The organism is Planctobacterium sp. R6 (assembly GCF_055755215.1).
In genome coordinates this window covers 13614-37275 of the sequence record NZ_JBVTQY010000007.1, presented here as the reverse complement: position 1 = coordinate 37275, position 23662 = coordinate 13614, and the positions used below count along the sequence as shown (strand labels likewise).

The following is a 23662-nucleotide window of genomic DNA, read 5'->3' as shown; positions in this document are numbered from 1 at the left end:
ATGCGAACTAACAAGCGTTTAGTGTCCGTCAGTTGCATTGCTGCACTGTTTTCTCTTAGCCAGGCATCTGCATGGGCCGATGAGCAACCCAAAGACAAAGCACTGGAAAAAATCACCGTCACCGGTGAGGCTATGGAAGAGTCTAATCAGTCGTTTACCGTCAATACTGTTTATCGCGAGCAATTAGAGCAGCGCAATATCAGTGATGTACTCAGGGCGATTGAAGAAACGGCGGGTATGACCATGAGCACCGGTGCGTTTGCCCAGGGAGGCGTAGCCAGTGCTTTTCAGATACGCGGGTTTGCTGAGGGCGGCCATGGCAGTGACGCTGCGGTATACATAGATGGTATTTCCCTCAATGAGGGGGGCTCTCATGGCGACGGCTTTGCTGATACCAATGTAATTATGCCGATTGAGTTGGAAACAATCAGTGTCTTCAAAGGTCCGGTATCGCCACTGTATGGTAACTTTGCGCGTGCCGGCACCCTGGCTTTTGAGACACGGAAAGGGGGTGAGTATCAGGAAGCTGATTTGTTTGTTGGTGCGTATGATACGGTAAATACCCAGTTTGCTTTAGGTCAGGAGGTTGAGCGGATATCCACCAACTTTGCGCTGCAGGCCTATGACAGTAGCGGTTATCGTGAACATCAGGATTACACCAAAATCAATGCAACCGGCCGGATAGCCTATGAAATTGCCAATCATTCAGATATCGCGTTGTCGGTTCGCCATCATCACGGTCATTTCAACTCTCCCGGTTACGTCACTGAAGAACAGTTCTACAGTGGGGAAGCAGGGCGCAAAGGGCGCGCACCTACGGCAGAAAATGATGGTGGCGACAGAGATTTTATTTCCTATCGGGTTGATTACAACACCATGTTAACGGACGATATCCGGTTGCTGGCCTATGGTTACGGCGTTCACCAGGACTCGGTGCGCTTTGCCAAATTTAGTTACACTGAACAGGGGCAGACTGAGCGAAATTACAGCCGGGATGGCATGGCATTGGGAGTGAGTCTGAATGGCGATTCGCCGGTATTGGGCAAGGCGGCTTCCTGGGTGGTCGGCCTGGAATATCTGGATGAAACCACTGATGCGGCTCGCTATAACAGCAAGGATCGGGTGCGCGGTGAGGTGACCCAAAATCGGGAGCTGACCACCGAAACTACGTCGTTGTTTGGGCAACTGGATCTGGCGGTGACCGAGCGGTTCACCACCACCATTGGCGGCCGGTTCGATCATTTTGATGGCGAAGCACTGGACAGGATTACCGGGTTGAGCTCGACGATGCAGGACTATGCTCACTTCAGCCCGAAACTGGGAATGCGCTATGCGCTATCAACGGACTGGCAAGTTAGGGGAAGTGTCGCCAATGGTTTTGCGTTGCCCGCCGGTGAAGCAAAATATGACGCCAGTATTCAGGTGGACCCGATTGACTATCTGCAATACGAAATAGGTATCTATGGCACCCCCTTAAAACAACTGAGCCTGGACCTGGCGGCTTTCCGACTGGATTCAGATGGTGAGTATCAGCAGATAGGTGGCGAAACTGTTAACTTTGGCGAAACTCAGCGCAGTGGTCTGGAAGCGGAAGTGCGTTACAGTTTAACTGAGGAACTGGAGTTTCTTGGCCTGTTGGGGGTGTTTGATAGCGAAATTAAAAAAGGCGCCAATCCCGGCAACGAAATCACCAGCGTACCGCAATATACCGCAACCCTGAAAGCCAGTTACTCGCCATCGGTTGGTTTGGGGGGCAGCATTGCGTGGCGTTCCACCGGTGAGTATTTTTTAACAGGTGACAACAGCCAAAGTTACGCCGGTTTTGATGTTGTAGACATGACCATGTTTTATCACTTTGATCATGATGGCGCGGTAAAATTATATGCTCAGGTTAATAACCTGTTGGATGAAACTTATGCGGAAGCCGTCTGGTATGGCGACAGTGGTAACTTTGCACCTGCGGCAGGGCGTAATCTTGGTGTTGGTGTGACAATCAAAATGTAACGCCGCCGGAAAATGCAGGTCGGGCGTTCCTTTTTTCGGGAGACGCCTGCATTTCCTCTGGTTTTTCTCCATCAGAGAGGGCATTCCCATTGTAGTTATTCCTGACCGTGGTACTGTTGCAGTCGGTAAACGGGCCTGTGTCTGGCAGGCAGAATATCGTGAGTATGGATAGTAACAGGTAAATCTTTGTGAATGGTTTAACGTACAAACTGGGACGATTATTAGGTCAGTTATCACCCAGTCCTAAAGCCCCCGCACTGGGTGAGCGGGAGCTGGAGGTAATGAAGATAGTTTGGCAAGGTGAGCAGCTTTCCGCTAAAGAGGTGTTGTGTCGCAGCACCGATAGCGAGTTGAGTTTAAGTACCATGCAAAGCACCTTAGAACGTCTGTACCGAAAGAACTTGTTATACCGGGAGAAAACCGGACGATTTTTTGTTTACCGGGCGGCGGTTAGCCGCAGCCAGATCATCAGTCAGCTACTGGGAGATATCACTGAGCAGATATGCGATGGTGATGTAACGCCTTTGCTGTCTGGCTTTTCTGATTTTTGCAGCGAAAAATCCCAGGGCACAGCAACAACGGAACACGACCTGGTCACACCTGCCTCGCCAGAATCCCCCGATGACAGTGCCACTGCTTAATATTCTGTACCACCTGAGTAGCCTGGTGGTTTTTTTTGTTCTGCTTTCATGGATAACGGCATATGCATATCCTGTTTTGGTGCGCCTGCTTGCAAAGATAACACCGGAGCAGAGTGCTTTTAGTGTCTTTGTTTATGGGCTTCTGGCGCCGGTTTCTGCACTGGTTGCGATTTTGCTGTTGTCGCTACCGCAATTTTCTTCTTTCCTGGTGGCTGAACATTGTCACGGTCTTGATTGCCATCCCCACCGATTGCAGATGACCGGAATGACGCTCCAGGTGATCACTAAAATTTCGGTGTTTGTGGGGGTATTCATTATCGCCTGTACTTATATTGCGCGTCAGTTGTATGCCAACCGAAGCCGGTTTAACTTGTTGAATCGACTGGCAGAGCCAACGCCGGCGGCATACAAGGTGCTGGACAGCAACAACCCCTTTGCATGGTGTACCGGCTTGCTGCAACCAAAAATTTTTATCTCCCGCGGGCTTTTTGACCGGCTCAGCAAAGACGAACTGCAGCTTGTTATTGCTCACGAACAGGCTCACGCCAGGCGCAAGGATAACTTGCGAAAATGGCTTATCCATTGGGCAACTATTGTCTGGCCGAAAGGCCTGCGCAGCCGAATTCGTCAGGATTTGGCGGATATCACGGAACAGGTTTGTGATCAGGTGGCCTTGGCAATTCAGCCGCAGAACGATGGTGGGCAAACCCTGAAGCAGGCGTTGCAAAAATGTCGTGATGTTACTGACAAGCGTCAATTCTCACACAATGTTGAGCACTACAACTGTCGAATCAAAATGATCGACAAAGCCAGCCAGACGCCAGGAAACACTGATAATTCAGGGGCAATCTGGGCTTCACGTCTGTTTATCAGTGCTGTTTGGTTGAGCTGTGTGGTGGCCACCGTGCATCTCGGCCACCCGCTACTGGAATGGATAGCCACTTAGCCGGTACGAAAATTTCGCGCTTTGCTTTACTAAAAAATTTACCTAAACTTGAATTCTGATGGACCACCGGGCTGAATTCATGTCGACGCCAACCGTACACCTCAATGCCAGAGAACACATTTTTCGTGTGTCAGGGGCTTTATCGATTCAACTGTTTTTATCCATTGCTATGGGTATTGCACTGTTTAAAGTGCCGCAACTACAAGACATGATTAACCAGACAGATCAACAACCCGGGGCCTTGCTCAGCTTTGCCGTTGCGATTGCGTATTTTTCTCTGGTGATGTGGTGGAGTAGTCGCTGGATATTGCGACGCGTGGATTCGCCATTTCACACCCCTTCAGAGCGCGGTACTTTGGGGACCCGGGCCGGGGAGTGGATCCCCAGACTTATTCCGCTGTGCTTTTTGTTTTTGCTGGCGGCACTGGCTGTGCAGCACAGAGCGTATGGCGTGGCTCTGCTGTCTGCGCTGCAGAGTGTGTTGTTTATGCTGTTTGTGTGGTTGCGTGTTCCCTGGGTGAAACGCTACCGGCAACACGCCATATTAAAGCTGTTTGGTCAGCCACATTTCTGGCATGGTGTAATTGCCCTGTGCTTTCTTGTTCCATCTGCGTTAGCGGTGTTCGCAATCGATGTATACGTACGTTATTTTGAAGGTTTAGCCATTATATTTTGGGGCCTGAGCAACATGCTGTTGGGTTGTGTCCTGGTGACTTACTATGTACTGGCTCCGGGGCTGAATGTGCTGTTAAAAGGCTTGTCCTATGGCATATATTGGGCCTTTAAATCAACCTCACTGGCTTCACCAGAGCACAAAACCTTTCTGGTGATGAAACCGCCCTATCCGGTGGTGACCTTGATCATTGCTACGGCGTTTTTGGTATCCCTGAGTGGTAAAACTGATAATCATGCATTTCGCACCTTGTCTGGAGATTGCCGTTATTCTGCCCAGGATGATATCAGCCGTTGTGAGGACCAAAGGCGCTTCAAACCCTATGCGTCATTTGCTGATGCTTTCAGTGATTTTAAAACGGCACAGCCACGTATCCGCAAGACGGTGCAGGGCATAACCTATGTACCGGTGTACATAGTGGTTAATCAGGGCGGAGGCTTACGAGCGGCGTATTGGTCAGCTGTCACCCTGAGCCTGATTGAACAGCGATATCCTGGTTTCCATTCTAATGTTTTTGCCATGACAGGGGCGTCCGGAGGCACCGTGGGGAATACCGCCTATCTGGCTGGTCTGGATTACCACGCCGGGTTTGACGCGCAAGCCCATGATTTATCTCAGTGTCAGCAGTGGCCGAATTTGCCAGCCTGCATGCAAAAATCGTTTCTGTCTCAGGACTTCCTGTCACCGCTAGTAACGTCGTTTTTGCACAATGATTTTTTGTATCGCTTTGTGCCCTATGGGGTGTTTCAGGACGACCGTGCTTTCCATCTGGAACGCAGCTTCGAACTGGCTCATCAAAATACGTTTGGCGCAAATGCCTCAGGCTGTCCGCTTGCGGAAAATAGCGCAGCGTCTGAGTCATTCTTAGCACTGGGCTATTACAGCTATTACCACTGCATCAAGGGTTCGTCCGGGATTTGGCGGCCGTTGGTATTGGCTTCCAGTTATTTACAGGAGCTGGGAGCGATGTCTCTGACTGTGCCATTTAATTTCGATGATTTGGCATTCCCGGGGGCGCTGGATTTACAAAAACTGCAGGCACAAATGTATGTCGAGACAGACGTTAAGGGGCCCCGTTCTGCTCCAATCCGCGATATACCTCTGATTACAGCGGCAGTTAACTCTGCCAGATTTCCGTACGTTACACCGGCGGGAAGTCTCAGAGCCGACATGCCGTGGCAATATAAAATTCACACGGCTGATGCCGGTTATTTCGATAATTTTGGCGCGAAAACAGCGCGTCAGGTGTTGACGCAATTGAGTAAAACCATCAGTAGCAGCAATCCGGATGTTGTCTATGTACCGCAAATTTTGGTGTTTAAAAATGACCCGTTTTATCCAAATGAGTTGGGGCTGGTGAACCCGCAAAGCCCTTATGCCGAAACCGTTGAGGATGGTGTCCGGGCACCTCTGGAAATTGCCAAATATCGCAGTGCTGCCATGAACGAAATCAGTGCACCGTTACAGAGCTTATTGCAGGCCAGAGGTGGACATTCTTATGTCGCGTTGGCTGAACTGGATACGGCTTACCGCAACCAATTCCAACAGGTGCCGACCTTACGTCATTTCAGTCAGTCGATTAACAGCGACGCTGCAGAGTTATTGTTGTTTGAATTTAGCAAATCGCCCTCTTCCTGTCAGAGCAGTGAAGATCCGCCGGTAGGCTGGTGGCTTTCGCAGGATTCCAGGTGTTTATTAGATGAACAAATCAACCACAATGTTAATTTGTTAGCAGATAACTATTTTTTCAAAACAGAAAAAGAAAACTGAGGTGATATGAACAAGCTTAATGTTACCAAGCTCACCACCATTTTATTTACCCTATTGGTTTGTCTGGTTGTTGCCTACCTGTTGTTGGCGCGGCCGTTGTAGTTTTCCGCATCACCATCCACAGGTGGGCAGGGGCTGTTTTCATCCTTTGCTCAGGAGCAGGTGCAGGGGATTGATGTGTCTCACGATCAAGGCAGTATTGACTGGACTAAGGTAGCTACAACTCAGGTGGCCTTTGTCTATCACAAAGCATCTGATGGTATTACCTGGCAGGACCCGATGTTCAGCACGAATATTGCGGCACTCAACAGCCTGCATTTGCCTGCCGGTCCTTATCACTTTTTTGAACCAGAAGATGATGCCCTGAAACAGGCCGATAACTTTTTAACCAGTATTCGAGGTCATTCACTATCGTTACGGCCCATGGTCGATGTAGAAATCACCCGAAACCAAAGCAGTGACATAATACAGGCCGGGCTTCGGCAGTTTTTGACAAAAATAAAACAAGCTACCGGGTGCGACGCCATCATTTATTCCTACAAGGATTTTTGGGAAGCCAATATCGGTCCGGACTTCAACGATTATGATTTTTGGTTGGCGGATTACAGCGCCACGATGACACCACCGGCAGAGGTCAAAAACCTGAAACTGTGGCAGTACAGTGACAAGGGGAAAATCCCCGGCATCAAAGGCGATGTGGATCTTGATAAGCTGCTGGACGATGGTGGCCTGGCAACGTTAATGTGTGACTATAAGGCGGAGCAGGAATGAGTGATTTCAAGGCAGATGTTCTGAACAAAATGACAACACAGGTTGCAACCTGGCTGACTGCTCAACGTTATTTGTTGCTGATTGTTGGTGTGCTGTTTGTGTGGTTACTGGGGCTGAACCTGGGTTGGTTTTCAGGGGTGTCGGAGGCGTTTAACCAGCATGATCTGGTGGCAGCCAATGCGAGCTATTTGGCCTATCTGGAAACAAAACTGTTGGCGGATTACAGTGCAATGCTGGGGTTGAGCGCCCTGGTGGATGTGGCTGCCAGTAGTCAGTTTGGCGTTGACTTTATCGTGGATGTCAACGTGCAGGTTGGGGAGTTGTTAAACAACCTTAGTCAGGTACTGGAGCAAGGGAAAAGCTACCTGTTGTGGGCAATGGCGGCAGTAGGCGCACTGGAAATCATTGCGCTGTTATCGAAGTATATTGCCCCTGTTTTGTTTCATGCACTGTTATGGGCATTATTTATTTGGTTGTTTGCCGGGCTGTTTCGACATCAGGTATTGCATTCAGTACTGGCCAGACAGGGGATCAGAACGCTGTTGGTCCTGTTCCTGGTGAGTCATATCGCTTTACCTTACAGTATTCATTTGAGTGCCTCAGCCACACGAGTTATGGATAGTGCCTTGGGTTTTCAGTCAAACCACCAGTATTTCAAGCAATTTGCTGATGAGCTGAGCGGCCAATCCAGTCAGGCAGCGCAAAGTGACTTAAAATAACAGGGTAAATCTGGCGTCCATTTTTTACACAAAGCGTTGGTTAGCAAATTACCACATAAGGTACAGACCAGTTCTCATACCGTTATGAAATCGGCGGCGCACCTGTTGTTTACATTAATTATTATTCCGGGGCTACTGTTGGCCTTCAATCTGTTTTTACTGCGTAAACTAACGGACAGCCTGGAAAGGCAATATCACGCGGTAACACTTGGCATACAGGGAGCTATGACACAGTTTCAACAGGAGCATTTACACCGAGAAAGTTCTTAGTTCTGGGTGGAAACCCCTATTTTGTTTTGTTGCAGATATTGTCACTCTGGATAGGTAAAACAACTTCCCTATCGGAGAATAATAATGAAACCTACAATTTTGTCACTTGCTGTTCTTGCCTCGGGCCTTATTCCAACGGCAAATGCCAACGCTGATGCACTGCTGGGGCCTAAGTTAACGCAGGAACTGCAATCCCTGACGGGACCCTTCGACGTTATTGTGTCTTTCGAGCAACAACAAAATATCGATAGCACCTTACAGCAGCTTGGAGTGCCTTATCTGGCATTGCAAGCCCTGCCAATGGCGAATGCCAGGGTTAGCAAACTGCAATTGCAGGATTTGCTGAATAATCCTCAGGTAAGCAGTATTTATAGCAATGCTGCTTTGCAATACAGCAATTATACCTCTGGTGAAATTACCGGCGGGCATTACGTTCACGATTATTATGGTGTTGACGGCAGCGGTGTGACAATTGCTGTGCTGGATTCCGGTGTCGATGCTACTCATCCTGATTTAGAGTTCCAAAGCAAAACCGTAGAGAACGTTAAGATTATCGGTGATCTTGATTTACTGGGTGGACGCAATGCGTTTTTGGAGGGCATGCCCAATAGTGATACTACATCGGGTCACGGCACCCATGTTGCAGGTACCGTTGCAGGAACCGGTGTGGTATCAGTAAACGATGAACGCCGCGCCTATTACCATGATGGCATTGCGCCAGGGGCGAGTATCGTGGGCCTGGGCGCCGGTGAAGGGAGCTCAATTTTATATGCATTATTGGGTTTCGATTATGCGATAGCCAATCAGGAACGCCTTGATATAGACATTATCACCAATAGTTGGGGAGGTGGTGACGGTGCCGAATTTGACCCCAACAACCCGATTAACCAGGCATCATTTGAAGCCTATAAAAATGGCATGGTGGTAAGTTTTGCCGCTTCTAATTCCGGCCCGGATGATGACACCCTGAACCAGTATGCGCTGGCGCCCTGGGTTATTAATGTGGCCGCAGGAACCAGTGACAAACAACTGGCAGATTTTTCCAGTCGTGGTGTTGCTGGTCATCAGTATAAATTGCCTGACATTACTGCGCCGGGCCAAAACATCACCTCTACGCGGGCCCCTAATACGGTTATCGGTGCCCAGGGACCTGTTATCGATTTGTCCCATCCGGAGTATCTGGCTTACTATCACACTATCAGTGGTACCTCGATGGCGACTCCTTTCATCGCCGGTGTTGCGGCGCTGATGTTAGAAGTTAACCCTGATTTGTCACCGGATCAGATAGAACAAATTATGAAAGATACCGCTGAACCCATGAACTATGCTCCGCATGAAGTGGGGGCAGGGTATATCGATGTTAAAGCGGCAATCGATCTGGCTAAAGTTACCACTGGACAGCGAGTGGCATTTTTACAGGGCGATACTGACTGGTCCAGTCAGGGAACCTGGACTCAGGCAGACAATGCCGATGCAAACCTTGCCTACGTGGGTAAGTGGCGTACTAAGAGTCACGCTTCAGCATTTCAGGACACTGTAAATCTGGCCCGCAATGATCATTCGTCAATTTTCGCCAAAGTGCGAGGCGACAGAGTGCGTTTGCATTTTTTAGCAACGTCAGACAAACCAGCATCGATTGAATTACTGTCGGATGGGCGCTCAATGGGTGCGGCAACTTTGTATCACCCAGATGCTTCTGGCACGTCACCACAGGATCTGGCTGTGGCATTTGATGATTTGGGTGACGGTATCCATGATTTGGAAGTGCGTATACTGAACAAGCGGGTTATGTTTGACCGCATGGATGTTGATGGTGCGTTACTGGCATCAGATGTCACCTTTACTGAAAGACAACAAAGCGATACCGGTACTATGGGAGTGTCGGCTGAAAACCTTGAAGTACAGGAGTTTCCACTTGAGGTCGCGGCAAATGATGTGAGTGTGACGTCCACCCTGAGCTGGACCGGAGTTGCTGACCTGGACTTCTTCCTGGTCAACCCTGAAGGCGTAGAAGTCGCTTCCAGTGCTTCTCTGGAAAATCCGGAAACCCTGCAGTTCTGGACTGATACGGCTGGTACCTACACCTTGCGTGTTACGGGGTATATTAGTGTAGCAACGCCGTTTACTATTACCACTGACATCACTTCAGAGTTGTGAGTTAAAGTTTAAAACTTACATTATTTTCTTTTATTTGAAGGTATTCTGAAGAACGAGGCAGTGCTGAGTTTTGAGGAATATTTTTGATTCGAAGATGTATCTGTCGGGGCGCCGACTGCGCCTTAAGGAATGTTGTCTGCGACACTTCTTAAGAATCCTCCGCAGCCCTTGACGCGCAATGGCATAACCTTCGCAATCAGAACAACTCTGACCATCAATGACAGCACATCCATGTGCTGGCATTGATTGCTGCAACTTCCCTGTTGCAGCTCTTAGTTGTTTTTCTGATTGCTCAGGTTATTGCGCGTAAAAGGGACCCAGAACTGTGCTTTTGTTTAACACCCGACGAATAACAAATAAATTTAAGGTGAAATACTTTTCTCTTTAAAGTATTTAATTCAAATTCAATCATAAATTTAATCATGACGCCCATTAATACTTTGTTGAATAACCAGTCATTGTCGTGTTCGAAGTCCGGTCAATTCAGGCCCATTCGCGAGATAAGCCGAAAGAGCAGGTAAACCTGAAGATTGGCAACAAGGATGTTGCCCAAGTCGATGCAAGTACACGGATGTACTTTCATTGACGGTCTTCTGGTTCTGCACTTGAGGCTTATGTTTTCTCGCGCCATGGGCAAACGGGGGTTTTAGGGGAGCGCCCCTAAGAAAAACCTTTATCAGAGCACCGCACTGTCAATTTGATAAAGCTGTGAAACTCCAGCACCTTCGTTTGGCTGGCCGATTCTTGCTCCTGTAAAATTGGCATTTGCTAAATCCCTGATTCCTATCACCTTTGTTTTAACTGTTTGCTCAGGTTATTGCGCGTAAAAGGGACCCAGAACTGTGCTTTTGTTTAACACCCGACGAATAACAAATAAATTTAAGGTGAAATACTTTTCTCTTTAAAGTATCTAATTCGAATTCAATCAGGCAAATAATCACCCATTCTAACTAACGGATAATATGCCATTGGGTTTGTCTGCCGGCCAGGTACCAGACGGTTTGGCCATCAAACAGGGCACTTTGTTCCAGCTTGATCTGTACCCATTGATCGTCCCATTCCGGCACCTGGGTTTTGATATTGCCCTCTATGGCATAACCCGTGTTCGGATACAAAGGCCAGTCACCGCGAACCGGGGTGTCGCCCTGATTATCCCACATGCCAATGGTGGGGCCAGCAGCATGGCCCACAAAGCCCAGAGGGTGGGTATAGGTACTGCTGAGAATGCCTTGCTCTTTGCTGATTTTGTGCGTGTCCGCCAGAATCTGATTACCGGTTTTACCTGTTTTAAAGGCATTGGTGAGAATATCTTGCCACTGAATACCCACTTGCAGGGCGCGTTTTAATCCTTCCGGGGCATCAAATTCTCCCAGCTTTAGAACATAAGCCATCTCCTGGGTGTCCGTACACAACTGTAAGTAACAAATCCCCACATCAGTATGCAGTATGTCACCGGGTAAAATGGTAGCAGGGGATTTTCCCATGTAGGTATCTTCCTGACGGGTGGCATCGCCGCGGCGCTGGATATTCACATAGGGCTGAAACCAGGGGCGAACCTGTAAGGCTTCAAAGCGTTCTCTGATATACCAGGCAACGTCATCAGTTGTGGTAACGCCTGGCGTGATGACTTTGTTGGAAAACGCCTCCGCGATAACGCCGCGGGCAATGCTGACAACCTGCGGGTAGACCTGAATTTCTTTTTCGCTGCGGGTTTCCATCCAGCGTACAACCAGTTTTTCGGCGCTTACCAGGCGTTGACGATATTTCTCGGGTAAGCTTTGTTGCAACTGTTGATGCAGTCCTACACTGAGACCATCTGATAAGGCCCAGTGCTCACTGATATTAATGCCGATACGCTGTGGATCTTTTTCAGCGATAACCTCAGCGAGTCGCTGCCATTGTTGTGCTTTACTGCCTCCTTGCCATACGGTGGGGTACAGGTCACCGATAGGGTAGCGGCTGACACTAAATCGCTCTACCGAACCATCAGGCTGGCGGTGGAATACCAGAATTGTCGTGCGTCGGGCGGCAAACGTAGGCTGGGGTACCAGGGTATAGAACAGGCGGTCTTCCCCGTATTCGCGATTGATCACCAACCACATATCCAGATCCGCATCATTCATTAATTTGGGTAACAGGTTTTCCAGTCGGTCTGCGACCATGGCATTGACAGGGGCGACACGTTCTTTAAAAGACAATACGTCAGGCATCTCGGTAATTTCACGACCCTGATCCCCGGCAAAAACCGCGCGTTGCAGTAATAAAAGTGCGATTGTTATATATCTCAGCATGAGCATTCCTTGTTGTTATTGTTGTAACCGAAGCGGAGAAACCTACCAGGTTTCTCCGCGAGCATATTTTTCATCCAGGACTTTATCAAAACTGGTGCTGGGCGAGGTGCTGTCTTTACGGGCAGCGTCTATGGTTTGATTGAGCCTTAGTACCAGCCCTTCGATGATCTTATCTTTAATGCATTCGCGGATGTGGCTATTCAAACAATTAAAGTGATAGGAGGTTATTTTCATGGCAACGACGTTGTCATCCGCAGCCGTGACAGTGGCAACTCTGGGCGCGCCCACAATAAAGCCTACTTCGCCGAGAAAATTGGGAGGGGCTACCGTGGCAATAATTTCTTTATTGCGCCAGATAGAGACTCTGCCGTGCATTAAGATGTAGAAGGCATCATCTCGTTCGCCTTCTTCCATAATAATTTCCCCCTGATGGAAGCTGACATAGCTTTTGGGCATCTCCAAAATCAGGTCAATTTCAGTATCACTGAGTTTTTTAAACAGGGGAATTTTTCTCAGGATCCGGGCGAGCTTAGCTTTTTCCATTGTCAACTACAGCAAAGTTCAACTGACTTTATTTATAACGATTCCCCACTAAAAAGCAAGTCAGGGCAGTTTCAGGTGTCTGCCACCATCCAGCGGTAACACGCGTCCGGTGATGTAATTATTGTGCAGCAAATACAAGACAGTTTCAGTAAAGCAGGCTTCACCCGGTTCAATGCCCAACAAGGATTTTTGTAAGGCTTTTTCCCGATATTGAGCATCATCCCAATCATTAAATCTTATTAACGCCGGAGCGATGGCATTCACTTTTACACGCGGTGCCAAATCACGGGCCATGGAAAAGGTCAGATTCTCCAGCGCGGCTTTAGAGGCAGCATAAGCCATGTGTTTGTAGCTGCCGATGGTGGCTACCTGATCAGTGATGTGCAGGATATCGCCGTGGTCTTCAATCAGGTGGGATAACGCTTTGTTGATTAACAGCGGGGCTTTTACATGCACCTGCATCATGGCATCAAAAACATCAGAACCCGCGTCCTGCTCGAAGGGGTTAGGATCTTTAGCCCAGGTCGATGCATTGTGAATGATGGCCCGCACCTGACTGTAACGCTGCTGCATCGTTTCGATGAAATTCTGAATACCTTGATTGTCGGAAAAGTCCGCCTGCAGGCAGTCAATGCCCTGCTGTTTTAATTCGGCCAGCAAGGGGCGTTCCTGGCGATAGGTGATAACCACGTTAAAACCTTGTTGATTTAGGGCGATGGCACTTGCAAGACCGAGGCGCTGTGCACCACCGGTGATAATGACAGGATTATTGTTATTCATGAAATATCAGACGTGTGTTTTTAGTGGGGTAGCATAGCTTAAAACGCAGCAAATAGCTGTTTCAAGGTTTGCGCCTGACAATGATTGTCGGGCAACGGTTGCTAAAAATCCTTCAAAACTCAGGAAGAAAATTGCTAAGCGGTCTATAAAGAGGATAAATGGTCGTTGCGTTAAGGATTGTTGTTAACCCCTTCACAATTGCATTCAGGCCGGCTGCTACTGGGACGATAAAGTTGCTATAAGGTTATCTGAATACAAAAGGCGTCAGATTTTGCTACGCAGGAGAGTTGCCGTGAATCCACATGTTTGGCTGAGATTTATTCTGTTGTCGTTAACGGCAACCTTCACGCTGTATACTCAGGGGGCCGATGTTGACGGTGACGGGAGCGCGGATTTTGCCCTGTGGCGACCCGGCAATCTGACGTTTTACAGCAAATCCCCCGCGAACAATAGCATTTTGACCCGCACCAGTTTAGGAGACGCTATCGACGGTGTTCCGTTGATAGGGGATATCAATGGCAATGGACTGGCAGATTTCGCTGTCTGGTATGAAGTGAGCGGAACCTGGTATATTCGCTATGACGACGATAGCCGGGAGACCATGCAGTTTGGGCAGGCAGGGGATATTCCATTTCTGGCGGATCGCACCGGCGATGGTCGGGATGATTTGATTGTACGCCGTCCATCCGAAGGGCGCTGGTATTTTCTGAATGCTGAATCTGGTGAAGTGGGGCAGTTTGACTATGGCAGACTGGCTACCGACGTACCACTGGTTGGTTACTTTGATAACGATGCCCACGCCGATTTTGCGGTCTGGCGGGATGGCACCTGGTATGTTCGCCACAGTACCAGTAATGAAACTGTGCGCACCATTTTGGGCCGACAGCAAACGGACGTTAAAGTCCCGGCAGATTATGATGGCGATGGCCTGACCGACCATGCCATCTGGCGACCTGCAACCGGGACCTGGTACATCTATTATAGTTCAGGTGTTTACCCGGAAGGGGGATGGCGCTACGAGCGTGTCTTCGGCAAGCAAAGCTCTGATATTCCGGTGCCTGCGGATTACGATGGTGACGGTAAAGCCGATTTGGCAATTCGTCGCCCCGCTACCGGCGAGTTTATCTATCTGAGCAGTGAAAACGGGACGGTTATCAAGTTTAGTTTTGGCCAACAGGTCACAGACATTCCGGCGCTGGCTCCCTGGTCATTAAAAGTTGCAATGCGCCAGGATGTGCCCAGTGGCAACGACGAAGCGCCTTCCGAAGTTGATGCTTCCGATTATTATCAACAGAATATATCCGCCAATATAGTGCAAAGCCGATGTATCGCCTGCCACGTGTCCGGTGGCGCCGCGGATGGATTAGCTCGCTTAATTTTTGAACGCAATACAACGTCCGATTACCTGACCATCAACCAACAACGTGTCGCTGATTTCCTGGCACTGGAAGCTGTAGACAGCGATTATTTTCTGGCTAAGGCCAGTGGTGGACTTGGACACATCGGCGGTACACAATTACCGGCCGGTAGTGCTGAATATCTGGCGTTTGCTACCTATCTGGGATTGCTCACACAAGGGGACCCGGGTCAGGGAGGGGAGGCACCGACTGACGGAGAAGGATTTTGGCAGGGAACGGCCATGTTATCTGCCGACCTGACCTTTCGCAGGGCGTCACTGATTCTGACCGGTCGCGTGCCTGAACTTGATGAAATGCAGGCCCTGTCACAGGCCAGCGATGCTGAGTTGCGCGAAGCACTGCTGGCACAATTCAGCGGCGAAGGATTTCATCAATTTTTAATCACAGCCGCCAATGATCGATTGCTAACGGATAAGTTTTTTCAGCGCGGAATGGAAGTTCTCAGTGACAGTTACTTTCCGGAAATCGCTAATCGCAGTTACCAGGCCGGACTCGCTCAGACCGAAGAGGCTAACAATGCTTTCTGGTACTGGCGCAGAGGCGTGGAAATTGGTATCACCAGAGCTCCGGTGGAATTGATCGCTTATATCGTGGAAAACGACCGCTCCTACACGGAAATAGTGACCGCGGACTATATGATGTTCAATGGTTACACTAATTCGGCGCTACGCGGTGACGCAGATATCAGCGAAAGTGACGGAGCCTGGTCCTTTGCACCAGGACATATGTCTGGTGCGATGGTGCATGATGAGCTCTTTGACGCTGAATGGACGCAATTCGGTCTGAACATTATCAATGAAGGCAGTACTATTAACTGGCCTCACGCAGGGGTGCTCAACGATTTGGCCTGGTTAAATCGCTATCCTTCGACAGCCACCAACCGCAACAGAGCCCGGTCGCGATGGACCTATTACTACTTTCTGGATTTTGATATTGAAAAGTCAGCGCAACGTACTCAGGACCCTGATGCGCTGGCGGACACCAATAATCCTACCCTGAACAACAGCAATTGCACTGTGTGTCACCAGACACTGGACCCGATTGCCGGGGCCTATCAGGATTACGGCGACTGGGGGAATTATAAAGATCAGTGGGGCGGTGAGGACTCGTTGCCCTGGACCTACAAATGGCCACAGGACGGCGACAGTGCATGGCAACAGGGCGATACCTGGTACCGTGACATGCTGGCACCTGGTCTGGAAAGTACGCTGGCACCACAGGGGCAGGACACGATCCAGTGGCTGGGTCAGCAAATAGCGAATGATTCACGGTTTGCCATTGCCATGGTGAAGTTCTTCTGGCCGGCCATTTTTGGGGTTGAACCCTTATCTGCGCCACAGTCATTAGAAGATGCAAATTATACGGCGCTGAATGATGCCTATAACGCCCAAAGTGCCTTTATTGTGGCCACCGCCGAACAGCTCAGGGAACACGGTAATTTACGACAAATGTTAGCGGACTTGGTCATCAGCCCCTGGTTCAGAGTTATGCAGCAAACTGAGCAGGCCGATGACGCTTTGCTGTTTGCTTTGTCTGGCAGCGAAAGGTTACTGACGCCTGAGGAATTAGAGCGAAAGACGCATTCTCTTACCGGGTTTTTATGGAATCCCTGGCAGGATAGCTGGAATCACAATGTGCTGAATACCGAATGGCGCAGGAACTACAACATTATGTACGGTGGCATTGATTCATTTGGTGTTACTAAGCGCGCCAAAGACATGACCTCGGTGATGGCCAAAGTGGCCACCGCGCATGCCGCTGAAGCGTCCTGTCCGGCAGTGCTGGAGGATATTAATACCGGGCAAGGACAACGCCGCTTACTCAATGGTATTGAGCGCAGCACGGTGCCGGGCATCCTCACCTCCAGTGATGCCGAAGTAGATGGCATGGGCGCCGGGAACAGTCAACCCTATGAAATGAGCTTTCACGTTGAGGCCGGAAATAGCCTGATCAGTCTTGCCTATACCAACGACATGTGGCTGGAAGAAAGCGGCGCTCATCAGGATTTGATCATTGATCACCTGTCTATTTACGACAGTCAAAATAATGCTGTGTTGTCGGTCACCGGCGCCGATCTTGATATTGTCTCGGGCACACCGATGGACGGTATTTGTTCCAATGTTACCTGGAACAGCGCAGAGGATAGTTACCGCCCCACCGACCGGTTATTTTGGGGTAATTGTTCCGTCACACTGGCTATTGAGTTTGCAAACGCCGGAAATTACACCCTGGTGATGGAAGCCTATTACCAGGAATACAATCAGGACGGGGCTTTGGACGAAAACGATGAGACTGTCATCGGCTTTGCCAATGTGGCAATGAGTGTCGGAGTTACCGATCCCATAGCGCAAACCAGTCCTACCGGCGATCAGTTAAGAGTCAAACTCGCCGAACTGGCGCAGCGTTTCTGGGGACAAAAATACGCGCCACAGGACCCGGAAATCACCCGAATGCTCACCCTGTTTACGGAAACCATGACAGATAAGCAAAATCGCACTGGAAGCGGTCTGATTTGGGAATGGGACACCGGCACTACCTGTAATTTCGATACCAGCGAATGGGATACAGAAAACCAATGGGGTGGTGCCATCGCAGGGGCCGATCCTTTCGGGACGCTGGCGGGCTGGCGGGCGGTCATGGTTTATCTGATGACTGATTATCAATATTTACACGATTAATGAGGGTAACCATGAACAGACGTCATTTTTTCAAAACCCTGGGGTTAACCTCGGTGGCGGCTTCGTTACCGGCCAGTTTTAATCTGTTTGCTGCCCCCCCGGATTACAGCGGCAAGTTCCTGGTGACTATTCAGACTGATGGCGGCTGGGATGTGACTTCATTTTGCGACCCTAAAGTTAACGTACCCGGCGATATCTTTATCAACAATTGGGCCACCACAGGTGAACCGGGGGAATCGGGCAATCTGCGATACGCCGCTTTTGCTAATAATCAGTGGTTTTTTGACCGTTATTACCAGGATATGTTGGTGATTAACGGCGTGGATGCCCAGACCAATAGTCATACTGCCGGGGTCGTGCACAACTGGAGTGGTCGATTGTCGGATGGTTTTCCGTCGTTGTCGGCATTATTTGCTGCCCAGTATGGCGCCGGTTTGCCGGTATCCTACATCAGCAATGGTGGGTACTCAGCAACAGGTGGCCTGACCCGATATACACAACTGGACAACATCCAGGCACTCAATAATGTGATTTACCCCAACCGGGCCAGATGGGGTGATGAGAGTTATCTGCACAACAACGACTGGCAACGTATCGAGGCACTTAAAGCACAGCGTTTGGCAGAACTGGGGCAAGGGCAAAACCTCACCAGTTTGCAACAGCGCAACCGCAATAACTTTGACGCTGCAGTGCAAAATTCCAGTATTTTGTCGCAATTTTCCGATGCCCTTGCCAATGTGGGAGACCTTCAGGAAACCGTTACTGACGGTAATTTTTTGTGGTCATCACTGAGTCGGCAGGCGCAAATTGCGGTACTGGCCATGAGTTCCGGTGTGTGTGTGACCGCTGATCTGGTGATGGGAGGTTACGATACCCATGAAAATCATGATACTCAGCACAGTTGGTTATTCACTGAACTGGCGCGCAGCATTGATTTTCTCTGGACCTACGCTGAGGCACAGGGCATTGCTGACAGAATGGTGCTGGTTATCGGTTCTGATTTTGGTCGTACACCCCATTACAATGACGGCGAAGGCAAAGATCACTGGCCTGTAAGCAGTTTTATCGTGATGGAAAAAGGGGCAGGCTATACCAATCGCACAGTGGGGTTAACTGACGAAGGCCACAATGTTGTGCCCATTAATCCGTCAACCTGGCAGGCAGATGAACAAGGCGGCAGCATTATTCATCCGGTGCATGTGATGAGCGAACTCAGACAATACCTCGGCTTGCAGACACTGGCTGCCAATAACAACTTTAGTTTGAGTGCTGATGCCACGTTTGGCTTTTTTACTTAAGCGGATAGCTCTGCCAGTTCGGCGTAGACTTGTTGTACCCAACTGGCGATGCGCTGGTCGGTTTCATCGTATTGGTTTTCATCGTCCAGTGACAGGCCTACAAAAAACTCATCGCCTTCGGTCAGGGCCTTAGATGCGCTAAATTCATAACCTTCGTTGGGCCAGTAACCGATAACCACACAATCCTGAACAATGACTTCATCATGCAACATGCCAAGGGCATCCTGAAACCAGTCGGCGTAGCCCATCTGATCTCCCAGGCCATATAGCGCGATGATTTTACCCGCCAAATTAACCTGTGCTATGTCCTGCCATTGCGACTCCCAATCCTCCTGAAGCTCACCAAAGTCCCAGGTGGAAATACCCAATATTAATACGTCGTACTCTTCCATTCGGGACAGGTTAGTCTCTTTGATATTGAACATAGGGATGTCCTGACCAAAGGGTTCAGCAGCGAATTCAGCCACAATTTTCTCAGCGGCCATTTCGGTATAGCAGGTTGTGGAGCCATAAAACAGGGCAATCTTTTTCAAAACGGCGTATCTCGGATCAAACACAGGGCGCCGCAGTTTAAAGAAAAATGCCTTATCTTTCCAGTTATCAGCGGGAGTCCGGTTAGATTTGATCCAACATGATCACGTTGCCATCCGGATCGCGAAACATGATATGCGAAGGGCCATCAGCACTGGCCGCCTCTTTGTCCAGGTGAATACCTTTGGCTTTTAGCTCGTCCTGAATTTTATGCACGTCTTTGGGGTTAAAGGTAAAGATGTTGCCGTGAAACATGTCCTGGAACAGACCAATCATGTTTGTACCGTTTTGCATAATCAACCATTTGGCTTCTACAGAACCACAACCCGGCACGGCAGAGAAGCCGAGTTTTTCATAAAAGTGCTTTGAATTGTCGATATCAGTGACTGACAGGCTCAGGCAAAACTTACCAAGTTCCATCCGAAGATCTCGCGAGTTGGGTTGAAAAACACCCCTAGCTTAGCATTTTTGCTGCTTTTGTAAGCAGCTTTTTCCGTGGAGACACGATTTTTTACGAATTATTTGCATTGCCGGGCGGTGCCCGCATAATCGGTAACTACCTTGTTTTTGGTTCGGTGTTTATGTCTAAAACCTTAAAGACTGCGCGTCTGGATGACAGCAACCTTCAAATCATAGAAGAATTTCTGGATAGCATCTGGGTAGAAAAGGGACTCAGTGCCAATACCCTGTCTTCCTACCGAACCGATTTAGTGAAAATGAGTGAATTTCTGAGCCAGAAAAACAGCGCTTTCTCATTAACCGACTTTGACCAATATCAGGTGCATGAATATCTCGGCCATCGCTACGATCGCAATTTGTCCGAGCGCAGCACGGCGCGCTTCCTGAGTAGTTTGCGCGCTTTTTTGCACTGGTGTCAGGACAATGGCTTACGGGAAGACGACCCTATCTCGCTGATCCAAAATCCTAAATTACCCAAATCCCTGCCTAAAGCGCTGACTGAAAAGCAGGTGGATGCCTTATTAAATGCCCCCGATACTGAAGCCGATGCAGTGCAATTAAGGGATAAAGCGATGCTGGAACTGCTGTACGCCTCCGGCCTGAGGGTATCAGAACTAACCAGTTTGCAACTGAATCAGGTGAGTTTGCAGCAAGGCGTTATTCGGGTGACAGGTAAAGGCAACAAGGAACGACTGGTCCCTATGGGCGAAGATGCCATAGAGTGGATAGAACGTTTTATGCGTCAGGGCCGGGGATTGTTGTTAAAGCACAATGTGGATGTGTTGTTTCCCAGTAGTCGCGGTGTACAGATGACCCGGCAAACCTTCTGGCATCGCATTAAATATTATGCCAAAAAAGCCGGGATCAAGGCGGAGTTATCGCCCCACACGTTGCGTCATGCCTTTGCCACCCATTTATTGAATCACGGGGCAGATTTGCGGGTTGTACAGATGCTATTGGGGCACAGTGATTTGTCTACCACTCAGATATATACACATGTGGCAACAGAAAGATTGCAAAAGTTAGTGGCTCAGCATCATCCAAGGGGCTGAATTCTGTTTTAAATTGCTCTAGACTAGTGCGTCACATCAGCAGTGTTGATGTCTTCATTATTTTTTGCAATTTATTTGCGTAACTGGGGTCTATATAAACAAAGATAAAGTTCCTCAGATAAAAGGTGGATTAAGTAGTATATGAGAAATTGGACTAAGGCTTTAGGGCTTGCACTATTATTCTCCGTAGCGTCGGTGTCGGCACAGGAAGAAGCAAAGGTTGCAGTAAAATCAAAGTTTGAAAATTTGCTGCAAATGTCGGTCAGCAGTATTGCCAATTCACCGGTGGATGGTGTGTTACAGGTAATGACTGACAAGGGACTGTTTTACGTCAGCGAAGATGCCAAATATTTGCTGCATGGGCGTATTTACAACCTCGATCAGGAAATGCGCAACGAAACTGAAGAAGCGCTGTCTGGTATGCGTAAATCCGGCTTACCGCAGTTTGCAGATGATGTTATTGAGTTCAAAGCAAAAGATGAAAAGTACGCTATTACCATCTTTACGGATATCACTTGTGGCTACTGCCGTAAGCTGCATAAAGAAATTGAAGACTATAATGCCAAAGGGATCACGGTTCGTTACCTGGCTTATCCAAGAGGTGGCTTAGGTAGCAAATCCTATGATGATTTGGTGTCTATCTGGTGCGCAGAAGATCCACAAGCCGCCATGACCAATGGTAAATCCGGCGGCAACGTAGCCCCCAAAACCTGCGCCAATAGTGTGGCTGAGCAGTTCCAGTTTGCACAAAGTGTGGGTATTTCCAGTACACCTGCGGTAATCTTTGACAACGGTTTACTGCAACCCGGATATCGCCCGGCAGCGGATATGGCCAAAGTGTTAGCGGAAATGTAATCGCGCTGAGTTTTTATCAAGGCCAGTTCGCTGGCCTTTTTTGATCAACCGGTCCTAATAAATTGAAATTTTCATGTTAAATATCACCCGACGCCCGATTCCCGATACGTTGCCCTTACTGCAAGATTGGCCCGAAGCCATGATTCGTTTATTTGCTGCCAGAGGGGTTAAACAGGACAAAGATCTGCAATACCAGGCCTCCGGTTTACATCATTTTAAGCAATTATCAGGTGTTGATATTGCCACAGAACTGCTGCACCAGGCGTTAATTACGCAGCAGAAGATCATTATTATCGGCGACTTTGATGCTGACGGCGCCACCAGTAGTGCCGTGTTACTACTGGGTTTGCCCTGGTTTGGTTTTCAGCAGGTAGACTTTTTAGTGCCTAACCGTTTTGATTTCGGTTATGGATTGAGTCCGGAAATTGTCGATGTAGCCGCGGCACAGGGTGCGCAGCTGTTACTGACGGTGGACAATGGTATCTCCAGTATTCAGGGGGTAAAGCGCGCTAATGAGCTGGGTATTCCGGTGATCATTACCGACCATCACCTACCCGGAGAGCAGCTTCCGGAGGCGGCTGCCATTGTTAATCCCAATCTGAAGTCTTGTGCTTTCCCTTCTAAAAATCTTGCCGGTGTCGGTGTGGCCTTTTATCTGCTGGTGGCCTTACGCGGCTATTTTGAGCAGCAAAATCTGTTCGCAGAGTTGGGATTAAACAAGCCTAATCTCGGCACTCTGCTGGATCTGGTAGCACTGGGCACAGTTGCTGATGTGGTGCCACTGGACAGCAATAATCGCATTCTGGTGCACCAGGGAATTCAGCGTATCCGGGCCGGTCAATGTCGTCCGGGTATTACCGCTTTGCTGGAATTGGCAAATCGCAACCAGGCCGGCATCGTGGCCAGCGATTTGGCGTTTGCCGTGGCCCCAAGGCTAAACGCTGCGGGTCGTCTGGATGATATGACAGTGGGCATTCAATGTCTGTTAGCTGACAATACCGCTTCTGCACGACGCATGGCATTGCAACTGGATCAGTTAAACCAGGAGCGCCGCAGTATTGAAGCAGAAATGCAGCAAGAAGCGCAGTTGATTCTGGAACAAATGCAGTTAACCGACGAACAGCTCCCCGAGGGTATAGCGCTTTATGAACCTCATTGGCATCAGGGCATAGTGGGTATTTTAGCCGGGCGTATCAAGGATAAGTATTTTCGACCGGTAATCGCGTTTGCTCAGCAAGATGAGCAAACCTTAAAAGGCTCTGGTCGTTCTATTCCTGGATTGCACTTTCGGGATTTGCTGGAAGAACTCAACAATCGCTATCCGGGATTAATTCTTAAATTTGGCGGCCATGCGGCGGCGGCCGGCTTGTCTATTCAAACTGAAGACTTTGCGCAGTTTAACCAGGTCTTCAACAGTTTATGTCAGGAGTGGCTGTCACCTGAGGCTCTGACCGGCGAAATACTGACTGACGGTGAGCTGAGCAGACAGGAGCTGAGCCTGGAATTCGCCCACCTGTTGCGCTCGGCTGGCCCCTGGGGACAGGCGTTTCCTGAACCACAGTTTGACGGTGTATTCAGTTTACTGGAACAACGTATCGTGGGCGAAAAGCATCTGAAAATGCAGGTGAAAAGTGCTGATGGTTGTTTACTGGATGCCATCGCGTTTAATGTGGAAACCAGTAAATGGCCCAACGGTGCCTGCAAACAGGTGCAACTGGTGTACAAGTTAGATGTTAATGAATTCAGAGGCCGACAGTCAGTGCAATTGTTGGTGGACTCATTGTCGGCAGTATAGAACATAAGAGA

18 protein-coding genes are annotated in these 23662 nt (G+C 49.1%); 13 read left to right on the top strand and 5 right to left on the bottom strand.

Going from position 1 to position 23662, the window contains the following annotated elements; all coding sequences use genetic code 11:
• The 8 genes from AC0J20_RS06625 (at position 1) to AC0J20_RS06590 (ending at position 9951) form a co-directional block, all read left to right on the top strand.
• Complete coding sequence (locus AC0J20_RS06625) at positions 1–2004, top strand: TonB-dependent receptor (RefSeq protein WP_473021094.1); 2004 nt, start codon at positions 1–3, stop codon at positions 2002–2004.
• Positions 2005–2192: 188 nt separating this feature from the next.
• Complete coding sequence (locus AC0J20_RS06620) at positions 2193–2645, top strand: BlaI/MecI/CopY family transcriptional regulator (protein WP_473021093.1); 453 nt, start codon at positions 2193–2195, stop codon at positions 2643–2645.
• Complete coding sequence (locus tag AC0J20_RS06615; RefSeq protein WP_473021092.1) at positions 2626–3591, top strand: M56 family metallopeptidase; 966 nt, start codon at positions 2626–2628, stop codon at positions 3589–3591. The genes AC0J20_RS06620 and AC0J20_RS06615 overlap by 20 nt, the downstream gene beginning before the upstream one ends.
• A gap of 79 nt (positions 3592–3670) precedes the next feature.
• Positions 3671–6034: a hypothetical protein gene (locus AC0J20_RS06610; protein ID WP_473021091.1), complete on the top strand. Its 2364-nt coding sequence runs from the start codon at positions 3671–3673 to the stop codon at positions 6032–6034.
• 177 nt (positions 6035–6211) lie between these two features.
• Entirely contained in the window at positions 6212–6805 is a 594-nt protein-coding gene (locus AC0J20_RS06605; protein ID WP_473021090.1) for a glycoside hydrolase family 25 protein, read from the top strand.
• Complete coding sequence (locus tag AC0J20_RS06600; protein ID WP_473021089.1) at positions 6802–7524, top strand: hypothetical protein; 723 nt, start codon at positions 6802–6804, stop codon at positions 7522–7524. The genes AC0J20_RS06605 and AC0J20_RS06600 overlap by 4 nt, the downstream gene beginning before the upstream one ends.
• A gap of 105 nt (positions 7525–7629) precedes the next feature.
• Positions 7630–7794: a hypothetical protein gene (locus tag AC0J20_RS06595; protein ID WP_473021088.1), complete on the top strand. Its 165-nt coding sequence runs from the start codon at positions 7630–7632 to the stop codon at positions 7792–7794.
• A gap of 84 nt (positions 7795–7878) precedes the next feature.
• Positions 7879–9951 carry a S8 family peptidase gene (locus AC0J20_RS06590; protein WP_473021087.1) on the top strand — a complete coding sequence of 691 codons (2073 nt, stop codon included), beginning with the start codon at positions 7879–7881 and terminating at the stop codon, positions 9949–9951.
• 950 nt (positions 9952–10901) lie between these two features.
• Here the strand turns inward: AC0J20_RS06590 and AC0J20_RS06585 are convergent.
• The 3 genes from AC0J20_RS06585 to folM are packed head-to-tail and all read right to left on the bottom strand — an operon-like array spanning position 10902 to position 13565.
• Positions 10902–12242 (bottom strand): M24 family metallopeptidase, encoded by a 1341-nt coding sequence (locus AC0J20_RS06585; protein ID WP_473021086.1) that lies wholly within the window; start codon positions 12240–12242, stop codon positions 10902–10904.
• Positions 12243–12284: 42 nt separating this feature from the next.
• The gene (locus AC0J20_RS06580; protein ID WP_229528478.1) at positions 12285–12785 is read right to left on the bottom strand and encodes a cyclic nucleotide-binding domain-containing protein; all 501 of its coding nucleotides are present in this window, start codon (positions 12783–12785) and stop codon (positions 12285–12287) included.
• Between the two features lie 60 nt (positions 12786–12845).
• Positions 12846–13565, bottom strand: a complete 720-nt coding sequence (folM, locus tag AC0J20_RS06575; RefSeq protein WP_473021085.1) for a dihydromonapterin reductase — start codon at positions 13563–13565, stop codon at positions 12846–12848.
• A 292-nt stretch (positions 13566–13857) separates the two neighbouring features.
• Here folM and AC0J20_RS06570 point away from each other — a divergent pair, with 292 nt between their 5' ends.
• Positions 13858–17661: an FG-GAP repeat domain-containing protein gene (locus AC0J20_RS06570; protein WP_473021084.1), complete on the top strand. Its 3804-nt coding sequence runs from the start codon at positions 13858–13860 to the stop codon at positions 17659–17661.
• A gap of 11 nt (positions 17662–17672) precedes the next feature.
• Positions 17673–18959: a DUF1501 domain-containing protein gene (locus tag AC0J20_RS06565; protein WP_473021083.1), complete on the top strand. Its 1287-nt coding sequence runs from the start codon at positions 17673–17675 to the stop codon at positions 18957–18959.
• Here the strand turns inward: AC0J20_RS06565 and fldB are convergent.
• Together fldB and AC0J20_RS06555 are read right to left on the bottom strand one after the other, a co-directional pair.
• Complete coding sequence (gene fldB / locus AC0J20_RS06560; RefSeq protein ID WP_267498180.1) at positions 18956–19492, bottom strand: flavodoxin FldB; 537 nt, start codon at positions 19490–19492, stop codon at positions 18956–18958. The two genes, AC0J20_RS06565 and fldB, sit on opposite strands and share 4 nt — an antisense overlap.
• 82 nt (positions 19493–19574) lie before the next feature.
• Positions 19575–19910, bottom strand: coding sequence for a VOC family protein (locus tag AC0J20_RS06555; protein WP_473021082.1), 336 nt, complete (start codon positions 19908–19910; stop codon positions 19575–19577).
• Between the two features lie 161 nt (positions 19911–20071).
• On the opposite strand from AC0J20_RS06555, the gene xerD reads away from it, so the two are divergent.
• From xerD to recJ, 3 genes are all read left to right on the top strand, one after another.
• Positions 20072–21001: a site-specific tyrosine recombinase XerD gene (xerD, locus tag AC0J20_RS06550; protein WP_473021081.1), complete on the top strand. Its 930-nt coding sequence runs from the start codon at positions 20072–20074 to the stop codon at positions 20999–21001.
• 141 nt (positions 21002–21142) lie between these two features.
• Positions 21143–21856, top strand: coding sequence for a thioredoxin fold domain-containing protein (locus AC0J20_RS06545; RefSeq protein WP_473021080.1), 714 nt, complete (start codon positions 21143–21145; stop codon positions 21854–21856).
• 73 nt (positions 21857–21929) lie between these two features.
• Positions 21930–23651 (top strand): single-stranded-DNA-specific exonuclease RecJ, encoded by a 1722-nt coding sequence (gene recJ, locus AC0J20_RS06540; protein WP_229528485.1) that lies wholly within the window; start codon positions 21930–21932, stop codon positions 23649–23651.
• Positions 23652–23662: the final 11 nt, after the last annotated feature.

Bases quoted from the DNA above. Each gene is read 5' to 3' on its own strand.
- AC0J20_RS06555 (WP_473021082.1), bottom strand. From the start codon at position 19,910: ATGGAACTTGGTAAGTTTTGCCTGAGCCTGTCAGTCACTGATATCGAC.
- AC0J20_RS06600 (WP_473021089.1), top strand. From the start codon at position 6,802: ATGAGTGATTTCAAGGCAGATGTTCTGAACAAAATGACAACACAGGTT.
- AC0J20_RS06610 (WP_473021091.1), top strand. From the start codon at position 3,671: ATGTCGACGCCAACCGTACACCTCAATGCCAGAGAACACATTTTTCGT.
- AC0J20_RS06615 (WP_473021092.1), top strand. From the start codon at position 2,626: ATGACAGTGCCACTGCTTAATATTCTGTACCACCTGAGTAGCCTGGTG.
- AC0J20_RS06625 (WP_473021094.1), top strand. From the start codon at position 1: ATGCGAACTAACAAGCGTTTAGTGTCCGTCAGTTGCATTGCTGCACTG.
- folM (WP_473021085.1), bottom strand. From the start codon at position 13,565: ATGAATAACAATAATCCTGTCATTATCACCGGTGGTGCACAGCGCCTC.
- AC0J20_RS06585 (WP_473021086.1), bottom strand. From the start codon at position 12,242: ATGCTGAGATATATAACAATCGCACTTTTATTACTGCAACGCGCGGTT.
- recJ (WP_229528485.1), top strand. From the start codon at position 21,930: ATGTTAAATATCACCCGACGCCCGATTCCCGATACGTTGCCCTTACTG.
- xerD (WP_473021081.1), top strand. From the start codon at position 20,072: ATGTCTAAAACCTTAAAGACTGCGCGTCTGGATGACAGCAACCTTCAA.
- AC0J20_RS06590 (WP_473021087.1), top strand. From the start codon at position 7,879: ATGAAACCTACAATTTTGTCACTTGCTGTTCTTGCCTCGGGCCTTATT.
- AC0J20_RS06545 (WP_473021080.1), top strand. From the start codon at position 21,143: ATGAGAAATTGGACTAAGGCTTTAGGGCTTGCACTATTATTCTCCGTA.
- AC0J20_RS06580 (WP_229528478.1), bottom strand. From the start codon at position 12,785: ATGGAAAAAGCTAAGCTCGCCCGGATCCTGAGAAAAATTCCCCTGTTT.
- AC0J20_RS06565 (WP_473021083.1), top strand. From the start codon at position 17,673: ATGAACAGACGTCATTTTTTCAAAACCCTGGGGTTAACCTCGGTGGCG.